The organism is Actinomadura sp. NAK00032 (genome assembly GCF_013364275.1).
Taxonomy (GTDB): domain Bacteria; phylum Actinomycetota; class Actinomycetes; order Streptosporangiales; family Streptosporangiaceae; genus Spirillospora.
The window spans coordinates 3,891,714-3,909,293 of the sequence record NZ_CP054932.1 but is presented as its reverse complement, the minus strand read 5'-3'; the positions used below and the strand labels follow the sequence as shown (position 1 = coordinate 3,909,293).

At 74.1% G+C, this 17,580-nt stretch carries 17 protein-coding genes; 8 read left to right on the top strand and 9 right to left on the bottom strand.

The genetic code is table 11. The annotated features are described in order from the left end of the window. Positions 1-24: 24 nt before the first annotated feature. Entirely contained in the window at positions 25-525 is a 501-nt protein-coding gene (locus HUT06_RS18265; RefSeq protein ID WP_176196844.1) for an HAD domain-containing protein, read from the bottom strand. Positions 526-614: 89 nt separating this feature from the next. Here HUT06_RS18265 and HUT06_RS18260 point away from each other — a divergent pair, with 89 nt between their 5' ends. Both HUT06_RS18260 and HUT06_RS18255 read left to right on the top strand, forming a co-directional pair. Further along, positions 615-1,469, top strand: coding sequence for a class II glutamine amidotransferase (locus HUT06_RS18260; RefSeq protein WP_176196843.1), 855 nt, complete (start codon positions 615-617; stop codon positions 1,467-1,469). Between the two features lie 57 nt (positions 1,470-1,526). After that, positions 1,527-2,339 (top strand): PIG-L family deacetylase, encoded by an 813-nt coding sequence (locus tag HUT06_RS18255; RefSeq protein ID WP_176196842.1) that lies wholly within the window; start codon positions 1,527-1,529, stop codon positions 2,337-2,339. Here the strand turns inward: HUT06_RS18255 and HUT06_RS18250 are convergent. From HUT06_RS18250 to HUT06_RS18230, 5 genes are all read right to left on the bottom strand, one after another. Further along, positions 2,332-3,474: a hypothetical protein gene (locus HUT06_RS18250; protein WP_176196841.1), complete on the bottom strand. Its 1,143-nt coding sequence runs from the start codon at positions 3,472-3,474 to the stop codon at positions 2,332-2,334. The genes HUT06_RS18255 and HUT06_RS18250 overlap by 8 nt on opposite strands. Next, on the bottom strand, positions 3,471-4,892 hold the full coding sequence (locus HUT06_RS18245; protein ID WP_176196840.1) for a hypothetical protein: 1,422 nt from the start codon (positions 4,890-4,892) through the stop codon (positions 3,471-3,473). The genes HUT06_RS18250 and HUT06_RS18245 overlap by 4 nt, the downstream gene beginning before the upstream one ends. A gap of 183 nt (positions 4,893-5,075) precedes the next feature. Further along, positions 5,076-5,438, bottom strand: coding sequence for a VOC family protein (locus HUT06_RS18240; protein ID WP_176196839.1), 363 nt, complete (start codon positions 5,436-5,438; stop codon positions 5,076-5,078). Positions 5,439-5,508: 70 nt separating this feature from the next. Further along, positions 5,509-6,141 (bottom strand): TetR/AcrR family transcriptional regulator, encoded by a 633-nt coding sequence (locus tag HUT06_RS18235; RefSeq protein ID WP_176196838.1) that lies wholly within the window; start codon positions 6,139-6,141, stop codon positions 5,509-5,511. Next, positions 6,134-7,426, bottom strand: coding sequence for an acyl-CoA dehydrogenase family protein (locus tag HUT06_RS18230; protein ID WP_176196837.1), 1,293 nt, complete (start codon positions 7,424-7,426; stop codon positions 6,134-6,136). The genes HUT06_RS18235 and HUT06_RS18230 overlap by 8 nt, the downstream gene beginning before the upstream one ends. A 106-nt stretch (positions 7,427-7,532) precedes the next feature. Between HUT06_RS18230 and HUT06_RS18225 the strand changes: the two genes are divergently transcribed. From HUT06_RS18225 to HUT06_RS18215, 3 genes are all read left to right on the top strand, one after another. Beyond that, the gene (locus tag HUT06_RS18225; protein WP_368406976.1) at positions 7,533-8,597 is read left to right on the top strand and encodes a phosphotransferase family protein; all 1,065 of its coding nucleotides are present in this window, start codon (positions 7,533-7,535) and stop codon (positions 8,595-8,597) included. Further along, positions 8,594-9,112 (top strand): GNAT family N-acetyltransferase, encoded by a 519-nt coding sequence (locus tag HUT06_RS18220; RefSeq protein WP_254715247.1) that lies wholly within the window; start codon positions 8,594-8,596, stop codon positions 9,110-9,112. Before HUT06_RS18225 ends, HUT06_RS18220 begins: the two co-directional genes overlap by 4 nt. A 202-nt stretch (positions 9,113-9,314) precedes the next feature. After that, complete coding sequence (locus tag HUT06_RS18215; protein ID WP_176196836.1) at positions 9,315-10,253, top strand: TIGR03621 family F420-dependent LLM class oxidoreductase; 939 nt, start codon at positions 9,315-9,317, stop codon at positions 10,251-10,253. Positions 10,254-10,268: 15 nt separating this feature from the next. On the opposite strand, the gene HUT06_RS18210 is transcribed toward HUT06_RS18215, so the two are convergent. Genes HUT06_RS18210 through HUT06_RS18200 form a run of 3 tightly spaced genes read right to left on the bottom strand, consistent with a single transcriptional unit; the run spans position 10,269 to position 13,991 of the window. Further along, a complete protein-coding gene (locus tag HUT06_RS18210; protein WP_176196835.1) occupies positions 10,269-11,777 on the bottom strand; it encodes a sugar ABC transporter ATP-binding protein in 1,509 nt (502 codons plus the stop codon). 58 nt (positions 11,778-11,835) lie between these two features. Then, positions 11,836-12,912 (bottom strand): sugar ABC transporter substrate-binding protein, encoded by a 1,077-nt coding sequence (locus HUT06_RS18205; protein ID WP_176196834.1) that lies wholly within the window; start codon positions 12,910-12,912, stop codon positions 11,836-11,838. Further along, a complete protein-coding gene (locus HUT06_RS18200) occupies positions 12,909-13,991 on the bottom strand; it encodes an ABC transporter permease (RefSeq protein WP_176196833.1) in 1,083 nt (360 codons plus the stop codon). Before HUT06_RS18200 ends, HUT06_RS18205 begins: the two co-directional genes overlap by 4 nt. A 102-nt stretch (positions 13,992-14,093) precedes the next feature. Between HUT06_RS18200 and HUT06_RS18195 the strand changes: the two genes are divergently transcribed. The 3 genes from HUT06_RS18195 (at position 14,094) to HUT06_RS18185 (ending at position 17,459) form a co-directional block, all read left to right on the top strand. Beyond that, positions 14,094-14,888 (top strand): SDR family NAD(P)-dependent oxidoreductase, encoded by a 795-nt coding sequence (locus HUT06_RS18195; protein ID WP_217711340.1) that lies wholly within the window; start codon positions 14,094-14,096, stop codon positions 14,886-14,888. Positions 14,889-14,934: 46 nt separating this feature from the next. After that, positions 14,935-16,602 (top strand): thiamine pyrophosphate-binding protein, encoded by a 1,668-nt coding sequence (locus tag HUT06_RS18190; protein WP_176196832.1) that lies wholly within the window; start codon positions 14,935-14,937, stop codon positions 16,600-16,602. Positions 16,603-16,664: 62 nt separating this feature from the next. Continuing rightward, entirely contained in the window at positions 16,665-17,459 is a 795-nt protein-coding gene (locus HUT06_RS18185; RefSeq protein WP_176196831.1) for an IclR family transcriptional regulator, read from the top strand. The last annotated feature ends 121 nt before the right edge of the window (positions 17,460-17,580 follow it).

Here is a 17,580-nt window from a genome sequence, read left to right as displayed (position 1 = left end):
TCCGGGCCCCCATGTGGGCGCCGGTCAGCGGGTGAGGGCGCGGAGCCAGGCCTCGGCGGCGCCGAGGTGCTCGTCGGTGAGCCCGGTGAGCGGGTCGATCTCGACGAGGAGGTGGTCGGCGACGCCCGGTTCGCCGGCGATGCACTCGGTGGCGTCGGGCTCGTCCTCGAACCACACGAACGGGCGGCCCTCCGCCCACGCGGCCACGTGCCGGGCCTTCCACGCGCCGAGTGAGCGCCCCTCGGCGCTGCCGGGATAGGACGGGATCGGGACGAACGGCAGCTCCGGCAGCCCGACCCTGGGCCCGATCCAGCCGTTGGCGTGGCCGCACCAGTAGCTCGCCCAGGCCAGTTCGGCGCCGGTCGACTCGGCGAGCTGGAGCAGCGCCGGGCCGTGCGCCGGGTTGAGCCACAGATGGAACATCTGGCCGTTCGGCGAGCACCGGTGCCGTTTGAACCCGCGATGGGGCCTCTCGAACGGATTGAGCACCCCGTCGACGTCCAGCAGCACCACCGGCGACCCCATACACCGGACGGTACGTCATCGCGGGCCGGTGGTCGAAGGTCTTTCGCGGTGCCGTGTTCCGGCGGGCGCCCGGCGGGCATCCTGCGGGCATGTGCCGACTGTTCGGGATGACCACGGGCGGGCCGCGCGTGCACGCCACGTTCTGGCTGCTGGACGCGCCGGAGAGCCTGGAGTTCCAGTCCCGCCGCATGCCGGACGGGACGGGGCTCGGCTGGTTCTCGCTCGGCGAGGAGCCCGTCCGCGACCGGGCGCCGATCGCGGCGTTCCAGGACGCCGACTTCAACTCCGAGGCACGCCACATCGTGTCGCACACGTTCGTGTCGCACGTCCGGTACGCCTCCACGGGGGCGCCGGACGTGCACAACTCGCACCCGTTCGTCATGGACGACCGGCTGTTCGCCCACAACGGCGTGGTGCGCGGCCTCGACGGCCTCGGCTCGTGGCTCACCGACGTCGACCGGGCGCTGATGCAGGGCCAGACCGATTCCGAGCTGGTCTTCGCCTACATCACCGCGGAGATCCGGCGGCACGGCGACACCACCGCCGGGCTGGTCGCGGCCGTGCGACGCATCGCCGCGGAGCTGCCGGTGTTCGCGCTGAACATCCTGCTCGCCGAGTCGCGGCGGCTGTGGGCGCTGCGCTACCCGGAGACCCACGAGCTGTGGGTGCTCACGCCCACGCTGGACAGGCCCGGCCCGGCCCGGCACCTGGCGTCCGACCGAGAGCCCGGGCAGGTGAGGGTGGAGGCGCACCGGGAGGCGTGCCCGGCGGTCGTGCTCGCCAGCGAGCGGATGGACGACGACCCCGGCTGGCGGCTCCTCGCCCCCGGCGAGCTGCTCATGCTGGACGGGTTGCGGTCGTCGTCCACCTTCCCCTTCGACGCGCCCGCGCACCCGCTGACGGTCGCGGACCTGTCGCCCGCGGAATCCACGTCCCAGGTCTGATCGACTTCGCGGGACAGGCACGTAGGGTGGACGGCCGAAACCCTTTGAGGAGCCCGGATGACGCACGAACTCACGCTGATGGCCGTCCACGCCCACCCTGACGACGAGGTGCTCGGAACGGGCGGGCTGCTCGCCCGCAGCGCCGCCGAGGGCATCCGGACGGTGCTGGTCACCTGCACCAACGGCGAGCAGGGCGACGACTCCGGCGGTGTGAAGCCCGGCGAGCCGGGCCACGACGCCGAGGAGGTCGCGCGGCGCCGCCTCGGGGAGCTGCGCGAGTCGGCGGCGCTGCTCGACATCGGCCACCTGGAGCTGCTCGGCTACCGCGATTCCGGCATGGACGGCTGGGCGACCAACGACGACCCGCGCGCGTTCGCGAACGTCCCGCTCGACGAGTCCGCCGGGCGGCTGGCCGAGCTGATGGAGCGGTACCGGCCGCAGGTCGTCGTCACCTACGACGAGAACGGCGGCTACGGGCACCCCGACCACATCCAGGCGCACCGCATCGCGCTGGCCGCCGCGGAGCGCGGCGGCGTGCCCGACAAGCTGTACTACACCGCGATCCCCCGCTCGGGCATCAAGCAGATGTTCGACGCCGTCCGGGAGGCCGGCGTGGAGATCGACTTCGACCCGCCGGAGGACTTCGGCACCCCCGACGAGCTGATCACCAGCGCGGTCGACGTGTCCGCGCACGTGGACGCCAAGCGCAAGGCCCTGGAGGCGCACGCCAGCCAGGGCGAGAACATCTTCCTGCTGCGGATGCCGGAGGAGATGCAGCGCGCGGCGTTCTCGTTCGAGGCGTTCGTGCGGCACTTCTGCCGCGTCGAGGCCCCGGACAAGGAGGAGGACCTGTTCGCCGGCCTCAGGTAGCCCGCCGCCGCGCCCGGTAGTGGTCGAGGACGTCCTGCCGCAGCAGGTACCCGAACCCCGCCCGCTCCAGGCGCAGCGCCAGCGACCCCTCATCGGTGCCGAGGGCCGCGGCGGTGGCGCTCAGCCGCCAGTCGTGCTCGGCGAGCCTGCGCAGCAGGTAGCCGCGCCTGACCTGCGTGTCCGACAGCCGGAACGACTTGAGGTAGGCGACCCGGCCGTCCCCGTCGGTGATCGTCTCGCCGATGTGGTTCTCGGCGCGCGGCGCGAACGACGGCAGGAACCGCGCGAGCTCGAACCCGTGCAGGTGCTGGACGACCTGGCGCGTCCCGTCCTGGTCGAACAGCTGCCCGGCCATCACCGCGTCGTGGAACGACGCCCACTCCTCCCGCTGGAGTTCGGCCGCGGCCCGCAGGTCGGCCAGGGAGCGGATCCCGGTGCCGTCGATGCGGCCGGACAGGTCGCCCGCGGGGGCGCCCAGCAGGCCGTACATGTAGATCAGCTCACCGAAGAGGTCCTCGACCAGCGTCGGGTGCAGTGCGCGGTAGTCGTCGGGATGCGGGACGGCGAACGCGCTGGCCAGGGAGTCCGCGACGTAGACCAGGACGCCGCACTGCCCCGGATGGATCTCGAAGACCCTCAGCGCGTCCTCCAGTCCCCGCACCTGAAGCCCGGTGTAGGCCTCCTCGCAGCGGGGCGACAGGCCGCGGGCGACGGCCCGGCGCGCCCACTCCTCCCAGGCGATCTCCGGGCCGCCGAAGTGCAGCGCGAGGTAGCCCTCGACGGCCAGGTGCAGAGGCAGGAAGCGGAGCCGGTTCCGGTCCGCCTTCCGCGCCATGCGCCGCACGACCCGCACCGGGATGCGCGGCGGCGCCTGGCCGCTCTCGCGCTCCACCAGCCGCGTCCCGTAGGAGGCGCCCGGCAGCTGGTCGCCGTCGTCCCATGCCGCCACGAAGGCGTGCGGGACGAACGACACGTAGTACGCGTCGCCCACGTCGACGACCGACACCGGCTCGGCGTACACCTTGCGGTGCAACCGCAGGTTGGGGACGGGCTCGTCGCGGATGAGCGGGACGAGCCGCACCGAACCCCACACCTGCGCCGGGCCCGTCTCCAGGCCGTCCAGATCGAACGTCATGCCGGCGCTCCCAGGAACCGGGCGACCCGGTCGTCGAGGTGGGCCCGCAGCTTGGCGAGCCCGACCCGGCCCTCGGCGAACCTCGCCAGCTCCACCAGCGTGGCCAGGTTCTCGGCGTCGCGGACGCCCGCCGTCGGGACGGCCGGGGCCAGCCGCCGCACCTCGAAGCCGTCCGCGTCGTACACCGGGTTGAGGTGCACGATCAGCGTCCGGTGGCCGGGCGCCCGCCGGTGGCCCGGGTCGAGCCGGGTCCGCCAGACCCGCAGCACGTCGGCGGCGAGGCCGGGCGGGGCGTTGTCCCAGCCGTCGGAGACGATGAGGAGCCGCTCGGGGGCGGTGTCCAGCGCGTCGATGATCCGCAGGCCGAGCGGTGTCGGGCCGGACGGGTAGAGCAGCAGCTCGTCGGTGCGGCCCGACGTCCACAGCGGCGTGTACTCCTTCGCCAGCGCCTCCAGCAGGTAGTGCACGGCGAGCGCGACCGCCAGCGGGCGGCGCCGCTTCTCCCCCGATCCGAGGGAGGAGTAGCTGTCGTCCAGCACGGCGGCGACCCGGCCCCACGACCCGCGCGCCGGCCCGGCGACCCGCCTGGCGGCGGTGCGCAGCGCCCGCGACAGCTCGGCGCGCCGCGCCGCCCGCTCGTCCAGCGGCAGGGACAGCACGTACGACGCGAGCCGCGTCAGCGGCATCTCCCCCAGGTCCGCGCGGACGCCGGCGCCCTGCATGCGCAGCCGCTCCAGCCGCGTCATCCGGTGCTCGATCCGCTCCAGGAACACCTCGCGCGGTATCCCGTGCTTGGCCGCGAACCCTTCCGCGACCGTGTACGGCAGCTCGTAGATCGCGGCCTGCTCGTAGTGCGCCCGGCGCCACTGCTCGAAGATCGGCGTCTGGAACGCCTTCACCGCCCGCGGCGCGAACAGGAAGTCGTGCTGCTCCCGGTCGAACCGCAGGTGCGCGTGCCGTGCGACGTCCTTCACCGCTCCCCGGTACTTCACGAGGTCGAACGCGGGGTCGCGGCGGCCGGCCATCCAGTCGCGGATGATGGCGCGCGTCCGCCGGTTGTTCACCCCGAGCCGCCGCAGCTCCCGGAAGACCCGGTACACGCGCTGCCGCGGCATCCCCTGCAACCGCCGCGCGATCAGCCGCCCTTCCTTCCGGCGCCGCTCGACCCCGACGTCCCCCGCCCGCACCAGCAGGTTCCGGACGATGATCGCCGCGTTGTGGTCGTTGACGTCCAGCGCCAGCGCGGCCGCGTACACCTCGCGGTAGTTCTCCAGCATGTACTCGTGCAGGAACCCGAGGCTGAGCCGCTGCTCCGCCCGGTCGCCGTGGAACTCCCGCTGCCCGGTCGAGGTGATCGCAGCGTTGACGAACATCAGCACGTCCTCGCACGCGACGAGGTCCGCGAACGTCTCGCTCATCGTTTCCCAGGCTCGGTCGGGGGGATCGGGGGTGCCGGCCGGGGAAGGGAAGCGCGAGCTGGCGAATCATCACTTCAAAGGTGGGTTCCGGAAGTCGCACCGAAGTCCCGCCGCCGGCCCCCGAACCGTAACACCGCCCCCCGTCCCCGAGCCTTCGAATATCCGCCCGTGAGGCGGGGCGGGTCAGGGGCGGTAGGTGCCGAAGTACCAGGTGTTGCCGTCGAGGTCGCGGGCCGCGTAGTCGCGGGAGCCGTAGTCCTGGTCGACGAGGGGGCTGGTGATCTCGGCGCCGGCGGCCTTCGCGCGGTCGTGGTGGGCATCGGGGTCGTCGACGGCGACGTAGACCGAGGCCGGGGGCGTGTCGGCCCTGCCGAGCATCAGCAGGCCGGTGTCGAAGCGCATCTCGGCGTGGACGATCGTCCCGGAGTCGTCCTTGTGCGCCGCGACCTCGGTGAAGCCGAACGCGCTCTCCAGCCACGCCATCGTGCGGCCCGGGTCGGCGGACCTGATCAGCGGGTAGAAGGTCCGGCGGATCTCACTCGTCATGTCGTCCTCCCTGGATCTGGCTTCCCAGTGTGCGCGGCGCGAATCCGCCCCGTCTTGGACGGATGTCACCTCAGCGGCGGGCGGCGTCGCGTTCGGCGGCGAGGCGGCGGGTCTCGGGCGAGACGGGGGCGCCGAGGATCGCGGCGACGACGTCGATCAGGTAGCTGGTGAACAGGCGGTCGTCGGTGCGGGGGCCGGAGCGGGCGCGGCGGGCCAGCTCGATCGACGCGTACAGGATGGCGGTGAAGCGGCGGTGCAGGCGGGCCGCGTCCTCTTCGAGGAGGGGTTCGACGAGGTTCCGCCAGCGGCAGAGGCTGTCGCGGGGGTCGTCAAGAACCGCTACGGGGACGAGCGGGTTCGGGCGGTTCACCACGTCCGCCCAGATCTGCAGGTGGGCGCGACCCGACTCGTCGGCGAGGCGGGCCGCGAGCGGGCGGACGAGGGCGGCGGCGAGGGGGCGGACGCCCCGCTCGCCGTCCTCGTAGGCGTCGAGCAGGGCGTGCCTGCGGGCCTCCACGTCGGGGGCGTGCCGGGCGAAGATCGCGCGCAGGATCCCGGCGCGGTCCCCGAAGTGGTACTGGACGGCCGTGGCGTTGCGGGCGCCGGCCTCCTGGAGGATCTCCCGGAGGCTGACGGCGTCCACGCCGCGCGCGGCGTAGAGGGCCTCGGCCGCGTCCAGCAGCCGCTCGCGGGTGTCACTCATCGGCGATCGCGAGCTCCAAGGCCTCGGCGAAGCGCGCGCGGGCGGCCTCCCGGCGGGTCGGCAGGTGGCCGGACGGCCACAGCCCCTCGACCGGCTCGACGTCGCGCAGCAGCTGCCGGGCCAGGGTGATCTTGTGGACCTCGGTGGGGCCGTCGGCGATGCCGAGCGCCTCGGCGGCGAGCAGCATGCCCGCGAACGGCATCTCGTTGGAGACGCCGAGGGCGCCGTGCAGGTGCATCGCGCGCTGGACGACGTCGTGGTAGACCTTCGGCATCGCGGCCTTGACGGCGGCGATGTCCTTGCGGACCTTCTTGTAGTCCCCGTGCTTGTCGATCAGCCAGGCGGTGCGCAGGACGAGCAGCCGGAACTGCTCGATCTCGATCCAGCTGTCGGCGATCTTCTCGCGGGTCATCTGCATCTTGGCCAGGGCGCCGAACCGGGTCTGCCGGGACGCGGCGCGCTCCAGCATCATGTCGAACGCCTTGCGGACCTGCGCGATGGTCCGCATCGCGTGGTGGACGCGGCCGCCGCCGAGGCGGGTCTGCGCGATGACGAACGCGCCGCCCTCGTCGCCGAGGAGGTTCTCGGCCGGGACGCGGACGTCCTCGTAGCGCAGGTAGCCGTGCGAGCCCTCGCGCTCGCCGCCGACGCCGACGTTGCGGACGGTGGTCAGCCCCGGCGCGTCGGCGGGCACGATGAACATCGACATGCCCTCGTAGGCCGACACATCGGGGTTGGTCACCGCCATCACGATCAGGAAGGTCGCGTGGCGGGCGTTGGAGGAGAACCACTTCTCGCCGTTGATGACCCACCCGTCCCCGTCCCGGACGGCGCGCGTGGTGAACAGCGTGGGGTCGGCACCCCCGTGCGGCTCGGTCATCGAGTAGGACGAGGAGATGTCGCCGTCGAGCAGGGGGCGCAGGTAGCGGTCCTTCTGCTCGGGCGTGCCGAAGTGGGCGATGATCTCGGCGTTGCCGGAGTCGGGCGCCTGGCAGCCGAACACCGACGGCGCCCACCGGGAGCGGCCGAGGATCTCGTTCAGCAGGGCCAGCTTGACCTGGCCGTACCCCTGCCCGCCGAGATCGGGGCCGAGGTGGCACGCCCACAGCCCCTTGTCGCGGACCTGGTCCTGGAGGGGGCGGACGAGCCGCTTGTAGCGGGGGTCGCCCTTGTCGTAGGGGTCGCCGAGCACCAGGTCGAGCGGCTCGACCTCGTCCCGGACGAAGGCGTCCGCCCAGTCGAGGAGTTCCTGGTAGTCGGGGTCGGTCTCGAAGTCCCATGCCATGGCGAGCCTCCTGCGTCGTTTCCCCGATAATCGACCCACCTCAGTAAGTAATGCAAGTGCATGACTGTTACCCTCCGGGTGACCTTGCGCCGGAAAGGGACCCGCCGTGCAGCCTGAGCAGATCGACCGCGCCCTCGTGGACTTCGCCGTCCTGGCCGGGTGGATGGACGACCGGGGCCTGCCGGGCGGCCCGTTCGAGGACGTCGCGCCGCTCGCGGGCGGCACGCAGAACACCCTGATCCGGTTCCGGCGGGGCGGCCGCGACTACGTGCTGCGGCGCGGCCCGGCGCATCTGCGGGCCAGGACGAACGACGTCCTGCGCCGCGAGGCCCGCGTGCTGGGGGCGCTCGACGGCACCGACGTCCCCGCGCCGCGCCTCATCGCGGCCTGCCCGGACGAGACGGTGATGGGCGGCGCGGTCTTCTACCTGATGACGCCGGTCGAGGGCTTCAACGCCTCGGTCGCGCTTCCGGCCCTGCACGCGGGCGACGCGTCCGTCCGGCGGGAGATGGGGCTGAACGCGGCGCGCGCGCTGTCGGCGCTGGGCGCGGTCGACCACGAGGCGGCCGGGCTGGGCGACTTCGGCAAGCCCGAGGGGTTCCTGGAGCGGCAGGTGGGCCGCTGGACGTCCGAACTCGACTCCTACAGCACGCTCGACGGCTACCCCGGCCCCGACATCCCCGGCCTGGACGACGTCGCCCGGTGGTTGGAGGAGCACCGTCCCAAGGTGTGGCGGCCGGGCGTCCTGCACGGCGACTACCACCTGGCCAACCTGATGTACTCCTTCGACGGCCCCGAGGTCGCCGCGATCGTCGACTGGGAGATGTGCACGATCGGCGACCCGCTGCTCGACCTCGGCTGGCTGCTGGCCACCTGGCCGGACGGCGACGACCAGAGCGCCGCGCTGGCCGGGCCGCTGGGCGAGGCGGGCGGACTGCCGGCCGCGGACGAGCTGGTCGCCACCTACGCCGAGCGCGCGGACGCCGTCGCCGGGCGCGACCTGTCGTCCATCACCTGGTACGCGGTGCTCGCGTGCTTCAAGCTCGGGATCGTCCTGGAGGGCACCCACGCCCGCGCGTTCGCGGGCAAGGCGCCCAAGGAGACCGGCGACCTGCTGCACGCGATCACCCTCGGCCTGTTCCGCCGCGCGCAGGGCTTCATCGGCGCATGATCGGGATCCGGAGCGGCGGGCCCGCCGACGCGCCGCTGATGCTCGCCATGCTGGACGGCGCGGTCGCGTGGCTCGCGGCCGGGGGCCGGACGGGCCAGTGGGGCAGCGAGCCGTGGTCGCGCGATCCGCGCCGGGTGGAGCGCATCGAGGGCATCGCCCGCGACGACGAGATCTGGGTCGGGCAGGTGGACGGCCGCCCGGCCGGGGTCATGGCGGTCGCGCCCCGTCCGACGCCCTACATCGACCCGGCCGGCGAGCCGGAGCTGTACATCACGCTGCTGGTGACCGACCGGGCGTTCGCCGGGCACGGGGTGGGCACCGCGCTCATCGCGAAGGCCAAGGAGGAGGCGCGGGCCAGGGGCGTCTCCCTGCTGCGCGTCGACTGCTACGGCGGAGGCGACGGGCGGCTCGTCGAGTACTACCGCCGCAACGGGTTCGAGCCCGTCGCCGAGTTCACCGTCGGCGACTGGCCGGGCCGGCTGCTGGCGCAGCGGGTGGCGCCCCGCGAAGGTTGAAAATCCGGGCGGCCGGACGCAGCCTGGGAAGGGACCGGTGCGAACGGGGCAGTCGGTGACGCCCTTACGCCGCACGGACGGCGACCGAGCCGCTCGCCCCGTTCCGCCGGTCGAGACCTTCCGCCGGTCGAGACCGTCCCCCGGAACCCTCATGTCGGATTCCCGCCAGCACCCGCACCCGGCCGGCGGGCACGCTCATGGCATGGCAGGCAACTTCCGCTTCGGCGTCGTGGGCGAGTCGATCAGGTCGGGCGAGGGCCTGGTCGAGACCGCGCGGCGCGCCGAAGCCCTCGGATACGACGTGCTGACGCTGCGGGACCATTTCGTCGCCGACCCGTTCGGCGAGCAGCTCGCCCCGATGGTGGCGCTGGCGGCCGCCGCGGCCGCCACGACCACGCTGCGGCTGGGCACGATGGTCCTCGCCAACGACTTCCGGCACCCGGTGATGCTCGCCAAGGAGGCCGCCACCCTCGACCACCTGTCGGGCGGGCGGTTCGAACTGGGCATCGGCGCGGGCTGGCTCCGCGACGAGTACGCGGCCGCGGGGATGCCCTTCGACCCGGCCGGGACGCGGGTCGGGCGGCTGGAGGAGTCGCTGCGGATCCTGCGGAGCCTCCTCGGCGGCGAGAAGACCGCCTTCGCCGGGGAGCACTACCGCGTCGACGGGCTGACCGTCTTCCCGCGCCCGGAGCGGCGGCCGCCGCTGGTCGTCGGCGCGGGCAGCGCCCGCATGCTCGGGATCGCCGGGCGGCACGCCGACACCGTCGGCATCCTCCCCCGCGCCCTCCCCGAGGGGGCGATCTCCGACGAGCTCTCCGAGCGGCTGCCGGACACCATCGCCCGCAAGGTCGACCGGGTCCTCGAGGCCGCCGGCGGCCGGGACGTCGAGCTGAGCATGATGGTGAACCCCGTGTTCGGGGACGACCCGCGCCGCACCGCCGCCCGCGTCGCGGTGACGCGCGGCTGGGGGACCTCGTCCGCCGGGCTCGTGCTGGAGATGCCGTCGCAGTTCGTCGGGCCGCCCGAGCACATCGCCGAGCAGATGCTCGCCCGCCGCGACCGCTACGGCTTCACCTACTACCAGGTCCCGGACTCGGCCATGGAGGCGTTCGCGCCCGTCGTCGCCCTGCTGGCCGGCTAGCCGGGACCGGCCCGGTCAGCCGGGGTCGGCGAAGCCCGCGTTCATGGCGAGGCTCAGCTCCGGCTCGGTGAGCCGGTCGCCGGCGAGGGTCCCGACGATGCGGCCGTGTTGCAGGACGACGACGCGGTGGCACAGCTCGACCAGCTCGGCAAGGTCGCTGGAGGCGATCAGCACCGCCTTCCCCTCGGCGGCCAGGCCCCGGACGATGCCGTGCAGCTCGCCGCGGGCGCCGACGTCCACGCCCCGGGTCGGGTCGTCCAGCACGAGGACGGCCGGGTCCGCGTCCAGCCACTTCGCGAACACGGCCTTCTGCTGGTTGCCGCCGGACAGCTCGCTCGCGCGGGCGCGGACGCCGCCGCGGACGCGGAGGCGCTCCAGATGCGCGCGGGACCGGGCGACGAGGCGGGAGCGCCGCGGCATGACTCCGCCGCGGCCCTGCCCGAGCCAGCTCACCGACGTGATGTTCTCCCAGAGCGCCTTGTCGAGCATCAGCCCGCGGCCCTTGCGGTCGCCGGAGACGTAGGCGACGCCCATGGTGACGGCGTGCCGGGGCGAGCGGGGCGACCGGCCGTCCGGCAGCCGGACCGTCCCGGACGCGGGCCGGGCCCGGCCGCAGACGGCGTCGAGCACGGCGAGGTGCCCGGACCCCTGGAGCCCGGCCAGTCCGACGATCTCACCGCCGGCGGCGGTGAGCGAGACGTCCCGGAGCCGTCCCGGCACGGTGACGGAGGCGAGCGCGACCGCGGTGCGGGCGGCCGCCGCCCCGCCGGGGCGGCGCGGGGCGGCGGCCGCGGCTGCCGCGTGCCGGGCGGGCTGCCCGAGCATCGCGGTGACCAGGGAGTCCAGGCCGACGTCGGCGGCCGGTGCGCCCGGCAGCACGACCCGGCCGTCCCGCAGGACGGTGACCCTGGTCGCGACCCTCATCACCTCCTCCAGGAAGTGCGAGATGTAGAGGACGGCGAGGCCCCGCCCGGCCAGCCGCCGGGTGACGGCGGCGAGCCGGGCGGCGGCGTCGCGGGGCAGCGCCGAGGTGGGCTCGTCCAGGATCAGCACGCGGGGGTCCTGCAGCAGCGCCCGGCAGATCTCCAGGAGCTGCCGGTCGGCGAGGGGCAGCGCGCCGACCTTCGCGTGCGGGGGCGGGTCGAGGCCCAGCTCGGCGAGGACGGGCGCGGCGAGCCGCCGCATCTCCCGCGTGCTGACGAGCCCGCGGCGGCGCGGCGCCCCGTACGGGAACAGGTTCTCCAGCACGGTCAGGTCGTCGTAGGTCATCAGCTCCTGCGAGACGATCGCGACGCCCTGCGCCGCCGCGTGCCGCGCGTCGGCGAACCGGACGGGCGCGCCGTCCAGCTCCACGGTGCCGCCCTCGGGCCGCACCACCCCGGACAGGATCTTCACGAGCGTGGACTTGCCGGCGCCGTTCTCCCCGACGAGCGCGTGCACCTCCCCCGCGTCCAGGGCGATGCCGACCCCGTCGAGCGCGGTGACGCCCCCGTAGTGCTTGACCAGACCCGACGCGACGAGCATCAGTACCTCCCGAGGGGGGACGACCCCCCGCTCTCCCCGGCGCGGCTCCGCCGCGGCATCAGCGCGCCTCCTTGAGCGGGCGCATGCTCGCGTCGGGGTTCGCCAGGAGTTTGTCGAGGTGCGGCTTGTACCACTGGTAGGCGTTCTGCACCGACTGCTGCCGTTTGATGATGTCGTTGATGTTGGAGGCGTCCATCACCAGGCCCGGCGTCTTGAACCAGCCGTCCGGGAGCTTGCCGTCCTTCTTCCGCACCGACGAGATCAGGATCGAGGTGGCGACGTAGCCCTTGAGGTAGTGCTCGGGGTCGATGCCGGCGAAGTTGGTGCCCTTCTTGATGTACTCGAGCGTCTTGGGGTCGACGTCGAACCCGGCGGTGAGGTACTTGCCGTGCTTCTGCTCCTTGAGCCGGCCGAGGTTGTAGCTGTCGGCGTCCCCGACGCCGAGGAAGGCGAGGGCGTCGGGGTTGGCGTTGACCTGCGACTGCCAGGCGCCGTAGCTCTGCGCCGGGTCGCTGTAGGTCTGGAACGGGCCGAGGACGCGGATGCCGGGCGCCAGCCGCGCGAACGTGTCCTTGATCCCCTTGGCGCGGCTGTCGAGGACGGGCGTGCCCGGGTTCGGGACGCCGACGACCACCTTCCCCTTGGCGTCCTTGCCGAGCTTCTTCACGGTCGCCTCGGCGAGCATCCCGCCGAGCTCGTAGTTGTCGTTGCCGACGTAGAAGGTGACCTTGCTGCCGTCGGTGGGCGCGGTGTCGAGCGCGACGATCGGGATGCCCTTGTCGACGGCCTGCGCGGCGGGGCGGGTGAAGATCGGCGGGTCGAGGTTCTCCAGCACGATCCCGTCCGGGTGGGTGACGGTGAGGTTCTGGAACAGCTGCTGCTCGGCGGGGCCGTCGGTGTTGGGCGGCCCGACCACCTTGAAGTCGATGTTCCCGGCCCGGTTCGCGGCCTCGGTCGCGCCCTCGTACATCTCGCGGGCGAAGTTCAGGCTGTAGTTGGCGACGGCGATGCCCATCTTGAGCCGTCCGCTCTGGCCGCCGGAGCCGGATCCGTCGCCGCAGGACGCGGTGGCGAGGGCGGCGCCGAGCACGAGGGCGGCGGCCGCCGCGACGGGCCCGCGGGGACGCGGGATCATGGGTTCCTCCCTGGGGAACGCAGGTCACGGACGCGGCGCAGCAGCGGCGCGGCGCCGACGGCGGCGAGGATCACGCCGCCGGTCGCGAAGGTCGTCCAGTTGATCGGGACCTCGAAGAACACCAGCGCCGCGGTGACGGCGCCGAGGATGAGGGTGCCCGCCGCGGCGCCGACGACCGAGCCGGTCCCGCCCTTCAGCGGGGTGCCGCCGATGATGGCCGCGGCGATGGCGGTCAGCTCGTAGCCCTGGCCGATGGTGGGGTCCCCGGCGATGAAGAACGCCAGGGCGAGGACGGCCGCCACGCCCGCCATCAGGCCCGACAGCGCCAGCGCGGCGATGCGGGTGCGGGTGACGGGCAGCCCGCCGAACTCGGCGGCCTCGGGGTTGGAGCCGATGGCCCGCACCCGGGCGCCGAACCTCGTCCGGGTGAACACGACGGTCAGCACGACCACGGCGGCGGCGAACACCCACACCGCGTTCGGCACGCCGAGCGACTCCCCGCCGCCGAGCACGCTGAAGAACGCGTGGTCCTGCGGCAGGTCGGTGACCTGCTTGCCCTCGGCGAGGGCGAGCCCGATGCCGCGCAGCAGCATCAGCGTGGCGAGCGTGACGATGAACGACGGCAGCCGCAGGTAGGTCGTGATCGCGCCGTTGACCGCCCCGAGCAGCGCCGACAGCGCCAGCACGGCGAGGGCCGCCAGCCACGGGTTCCAGCCGTCGCGGATCAGCAGCGCGCCGACGACGATGCCCATCGCGTACATGCCGCCGACCGACAGGTCGACCTCCCGCATGGCGAGCGCGAACACCATCCCGCACGCCATCAGCCCGACGTAGACGGAGTTGTGGGCGGTGGTGAGCAGGTTCCCGGTCTGCAGGAAGTCCGGCTTGAGCAGGCCGACGCCGAGGACCAGGAGGACGAGCACGCCGACGACGGCGGCCTCGTCGGGGACGGGCCGCCGCGTCCTGAGCCGGTGCCCCCGGGACGCGCCGTGCGCGCCGCCGGACGCGCCGTCCGCGCCGTCCCGGTCGTCCCCGCCGTTCTCCGAGGCCGGCTCGGCCGCGGGCTTTCGTACGGACATGCGGCGAGCATGTGACCTGGAGCACGGCGCCACAAGGAAGCCGTTTCACCCAGTGAAAACGCGCCCTTGCCGGGGTGCGCGGGGTGGCGCACGCTGCGCTGCATGACCGATACGCCGTTCATGAGCGGCCCGCCGTCCGGCGGCGCGTCCGGCGGCACGTCCGGAGCCGGGACGCGGCGGGTCGCGCTCGTCACCGGCGCGGCGGGCGGGCTGGGGCGGGAGTTCGCGGTCGCCCTCGCGGCCCGCGGGCACCGGATCGCGGGCCTCGACCTCGCCGACATGTCGGGCACCGGGGAGCTGGTCGGCGACGCCTTCCATCCCGTGCGGGCGGACGTCACCGACCCAGAGGAGGTCGAGGCGGCGGTGCAGGAGACCGCGGACCGGTTCGGCGGCCTGCACATCGTGGTGAACAACGCGGGCATCTACCCGCCGCTGGAGTTCGAGGACACCGCGCTGGAGGACTGGCGCCGGATCATGCGGGTGAACCTGGACGGCCCGTTCCTGGTGGCCCGCGCCGCGCTCCCCCACCTGAAGGCCGCCGGCTGGGGGCGGATCGTGAACATCGCGTCGGCCGTGGTGTTCCTCGGCCCGCCCGACCTGGTCGCCTACACCACGTCCAAGGCCGGGCTCGTCGGGTTCACCCGGGCGCTGGCGAGCGCGGTCGGCGCCCACGGGATCACGGTGAACGCGATCGCGCCCGGCCTCACCCGGACGGCGACCGCCGCCCGTACGACCGGCGCCGACGGCGGGTTCGAGCGGGTCCGCGACCTGCAGGTCGTCCGGGCCGTGGCCGAGCCCGGGGACCTCGTGTCCACGCTGCTGTACGTGTGCGGCGAGGGCAGCGGCTTCCTCACCGGGCAGACGATCAACGTCGACGGCGGGTCCGCCATGCACTGAACCTCCGAACCCCCGAACCTCTGGACGTCGAAGCGAAGGGCGGGACATGAGGCCGATCGAGGCGCTGCTGGAGATCGCCCGCGACGAGGGCGTGACGCGGATCTTCGGCAACCCCGGCACGACCGAGCTCCCCCTCATGGACGCGCTGGCGGAGGCTCCGGGCCTGCACTACGTGCTGGGCCTGCAGGAGGCGTCGGTGGTGGCGATGGCGGACGGGCACGCGCGCGCGTCCCGGCGGACGTCCCTGGTCAGCCTGCACGTGGCGGCGGGCGTGGCCAACGGGCTGATCGGGATGCTGAACGCGCTGCGCTCCCGGACGCCGATGGTGGTCGTGGCGGGCCAGCAGGACCGGCGGCACCTCGTCCAGGACCCGATGCTGTCGGGCGACCTGGTCGGGCTCGCGTCGGCGGCGGTGAAGCGGGCGGTCGAGGTGCAGCACGCCCGCGACCTGCCGATCGTGCTGCGCCGCGCGTTCGCGCTGGCGGCGCGTCCCCCGGCGGGCCCGGTGCTGGTGTCGGTGCCCATGGACCTGCTCGCCGAGGACGCCGGCGTCGCGGTGCCGGCCCGGTCCCCGGTGACGGGCCCCGGCCCGGCCGACGCCGGGGAGGCGGCGGCGCTGCTGGCGAACGCGGACCGGCCCGTGGTGATCGCCGGCGACGGCGTCGGGCGGGCGGGTGCGGTCGCGGAGCTGGTGGCGGTGGCCGAGCGGCTCGGCGCGGCCGTCCACCACCAGCCGATGAACGACGGGATCGACTTCCCCACCGGGCATCCGCTGTACGCGGGGATGCTCGCGCCGCGCAACGCGGCCGTCCGGGAGGTGCTCGCCGGGCATGACGCGGCGCTCATCGCGGGCTGCCACGCGTTCATGCCGCACCACTACACGCCCGGCCCCGCCGTCCCGGACGGGCTGGCGGTCGTGCAGGTGGACGAGGACCCCGCCGAGATCGGGCGCAACTTCGCCGTCCGGCACGGGCTGACCGGAGACCTGGCCGGGACGCTGCGGGCGCTGGCCGAGCATCTGGACGGGCGCATTCCGGCGGCGCGGGAGCGGGCCGAGCGGCTCGGGGCCGCGCACGCCCGCGCGCGCAAAGCGACTGAGGCGGCCGCGCGGGCCGCCTACGGGCCCGCCCCGCTCGATCCGCGGGCCGCCGCGCACGCCGTCGCGGCGGGCCTGCCGGACGGGGCGGTGGTGGTCGAGGAGGCGATCACCGCCGGCCTGCTGCTGCGGGCCGTGCTGCGGCAGGACCTGCCCGGCTCGTACGTCCACACGGTCGGCGGCGGTCTCGGCTGGGGCATCGGCGCGGCGATCGGCACCCGGATGGCCGACCCGGACCGCCCGGTCGTCGCGGTGCTCGGCGACGGGTGCGCCATGTTCGGCGTCCAGGGCCTGTGGAGCGCGGCCCGGTACGAGGTCCCGGTCGCGTTCGTGGTGATGAACAACGGGGAGTACCGGACGCTCAAGGACACCCTGGACGAAGGCGGCGGGCCGTCCGCGCGGCACGGCCGCTACGTCGGGATGGACCTCGGTCCCCCGGCGATCGACTGGCGGAGCGCGGCCGGGGCGTTCGGCATCGGCGCGGTGCGCGCCGGTTCCGCGGACGAGCTGCGGGACGCGGTCGCCGGCGTCAAGGACCTGGCCGCGCCCCTGCTCATCGAGGCCCCCATCACCGGGCACGCCGCGGATCGCCGGGCGGCGCGCGGGGCGGGCCGGTGACGGGGGCCGTGACCCCGCCGCCGGCCCTTGCCGACCGGGGCGGGGGCGGACACCATCGGGACATGGACGGTCGTGCCGCGGGCGGGGAGCCGCCGAGGTCGGTGATGGCGCGCGGGCTCAGCCTGCTGGACGCCTTCGGCTCCGCCGACACCGAGCTGACCCTCACCGAGCTCGCCGCCCGCACCGGGCTGCCGAAGCCGACCGCGCACCGCCTGCTCGGCGAGCTGGTGCGCTGGGGCGGCGTCGAGCGGACGGACGCCGGCTACCGGCTGAGCATGCGGCTGTTCGTGCTGGGCCAGCGCGCGCCCCGGCCGCGGGGCCTGCGCGAGGCGGCGCTGCCCTACCTGGAGGACCTGTACGAGGCGACGCACGAGAACATCCACCTGGCCGTCCTGGACGGGACGGACACGCTGTTCCTGGAGAAGGTCAGCGGGCGGCGGTCGATGCCGATCGTGTCGCGGGTGGGCGGCCGCCTGCCCGCGTACTGCACGGCGACCGGGAAGCTGTTCCTCGCGCTCGGGCGGCCGGAGCGGCTGGACGACGTCCTGGCGGCCGGCCTCGCCCGGCACACCCCGCACACGATCGTCATGCCGGGGCTGCTGCGGCGCGAGCTGGCGCGGACCGCCGACCGCGGCTACGCCGTCAACCGCGAGGAGTCCGAGGCCGGGGTGTCCGCAGTGGCGGCGCCGATCCTCGACCGGCGGCGGCGCGCCATCGCCGCGATCTCGATCACCGGGCACGTGTGCCGGCTGGACCTGGACCGGCTCGCGCCGGCCGTCCGCACCGCGGCGCGGGCGCTGTCGAGGGAGCTGGCGCGGGAGGGCCCCGGAGAGCTGAAAACGGGGATTCCCCGGTGATCTCGCGATACCGGGGAATCCCCGTCCTCCATGCACCGGCAGCCCTGTGCCGGGTCTATGTGCGGCCGGACGAACGGAAGTGAGCGGGCTCACGACCCGGCCGCGGCCTTTTCCTTGTGTG

Bases quoted from the DNA above. Each gene is read 5' to 3' on its own strand.
- HUT06_RS18265 (WP_176196844.1), bottom strand. From the start codon at position 525: ATGGGGTCGCCGGTGGTGCTGCTGGACGTCGACGGGGTGCTCAATCCG.
- HUT06_RS18260 (WP_176196843.1), top strand. From the start codon at position 615: ATGTGCCGACTGTTCGGGATGACCACGGGCGGGCCGCGCGTGCACGCC.
- HUT06_RS18255 (WP_176196842.1), top strand. From the start codon at position 1,527: ATGACGCACGAACTCACGCTGATGGCCGTCCACGCCCACCCTGACGAC.
- HUT06_RS18250 (WP_176196841.1), bottom strand. From the start codon at position 3,474: ATGACGTTCGATCTGGACGGCCTGGAGACGGGCCCGGCGCAGGTGTGG.
- HUT06_RS18245 (WP_176196840.1), bottom strand. From the start codon at position 4,892: ATGAGCGAGACGTTCGCGGACCTCGTCGCGTGCGAGGACGTGCTGATG.
- HUT06_RS18240 (WP_176196839.1), bottom strand. From the start codon at position 5,438: ATGACGAGTGAGATCCGCCGGACCTTCTACCCGCTGATCAGGTCCGCC.
- HUT06_RS18235 (WP_176196838.1), bottom strand. From the start codon at position 6,141: ATGAGTGACACCCGCGAGCGGCTGCTGGACGCGGCCGAGGCCCTCTAC.
- HUT06_RS18230 (WP_176196837.1), bottom strand. From the start codon at position 7,426: ATGGCATGGGACTTCGAGACCGACCCCGACTACCAGGAACTCCTCGAC.
- HUT06_RS18220 (WP_254715247.1), top strand. From the start codon at position 8,594: ATGATCGGGATCCGGAGCGGCGGGCCCGCCGACGCGCCGCTGATGCTC.
- HUT06_RS18215 (WP_176196836.1), top strand. From the start codon at position 9,315: ATGGCAGGCAACTTCCGCTTCGGCGTCGTGGGCGAGTCGATCAGGTCG.
- HUT06_RS18210 (WP_176196835.1), bottom strand. From the start codon at position 11,777: ATGCTCGTCGCGTCGGGTCTGGTCAAGCACTACGGGGGCGTCACCGCG.
- HUT06_RS18205 (WP_176196834.1), bottom strand. From the start codon at position 12,912: ATGATCCCGCGTCCCCGCGGGCCCGTCGCGGCGGCCGCCGCCCTCGTG.
- HUT06_RS18200 (WP_176196833.1), bottom strand. From the start codon at position 13,991: ATGTCCGTACGAAAGCCCGCGGCCGAGCCGGCCTCGGAGAACGGCGGG.
- HUT06_RS18195 (WP_217711340.1), top strand. From the start codon at position 14,094: ATGACCGATACGCCGTTCATGAGCGGCCCGCCGTCCGGCGGCGCGTCC.
- HUT06_RS18190 (WP_176196832.1), top strand. From the start codon at position 14,935: ATGAGGCCGATCGAGGCGCTGCTGGAGATCGCCCGCGACGAGGGCGTG.
- HUT06_RS18185 (WP_176196831.1), top strand. From the start codon at position 16,665: ATGGACGGTCGTGCCGCGGGCGGGGAGCCGCCGAGGTCGGTGATGGCG.